The organism is Campylobacter sp. TTU-622 (assembly GCF_016598965.1).
Lineage (GTDB): Bacteria > Campylobacterota > Campylobacteria > Campylobacterales > Campylobacteraceae > Campylobacter_D.
Genome location: NZ_JAENKR010000203.1, coordinates 1 through 643, shown reverse-complemented (window position 1 = coordinate 643; position 643 = coordinate 1). Strand labels below are relative to the sequence as shown.

At 20.5% G+C, this 643-nt stretch carries 1 protein-coding gene and 1 pseudogene; both read right to left on the bottom strand.

Annotation, left to right across the window (positions count from 1 at the left end):
* Positions 1–73: 73 nt before the first annotated feature.
* Positions 74–163 (bottom strand): annotated as a pseudogene (locus JG677_RS08930) (hypothetical protein); the annotation flags it as partial.
* A 267-nt stretch (positions 164–430) separates the two neighbouring features.
* A partial coding sequence (locus JG677_RS08480; RefSeq protein ID WP_200286208.1) for a hypothetical protein occupies positions 431–643 on the bottom strand: 213 nt, incomplete at its 5' end.

The window sequence follows — 643 nt, the reverse complement described above, 5'->3', positions numbered from 1 at the left end:
ATTTTTTGTATCCACAATGTTTTGATAATTGTATTTGTCAAGCTCTTTATTTAAAAGAGAAATCTTTTCATTGATTTTTTAACTCGACTAAATCTCCATCACCACAACCTATAATTAAAACCATAGCTCCTAAAGCTAAAACACTTGTTAAAATTTTTTTCATTTTTTACTCCTATTTTTAAGATTTAAGTTTATATTTTTTACAAATTTTTAATTTACTCCTTTTTTATATGTAAAAAAATTATAACTTTTTTACTTTAAAAAAGCTTTTTAAGGTTTAAGAAAACTTAAACAAGCAAATTCCCATTTTTCCATAACTTTAAGTTTCAAGCTAAAAAGCTTAAAACTTAAAAAAGCTAGTTAAATATCTTTAAAGCTCTATTTTATAGTATTTTAAAGGTGATTTTATTTAATTTGAAAATTATTCTTTTCAAGCTTTATTTTTGGAATATTTTTTCAATTCTTTTAATACTTTTTCCCATTTGTATTTTTTATCTTTTTCAATTTGTTTTATATTGTCTTTAAATTTTAAAAATATATTTTTATTTTCATCTCTTAAAATTTCTAATTTTTCCCTTTGATTAAAATCCATGCCCCAAAACACACAAGAAAATAATTCGAAAGCATTGATAATATATTCATC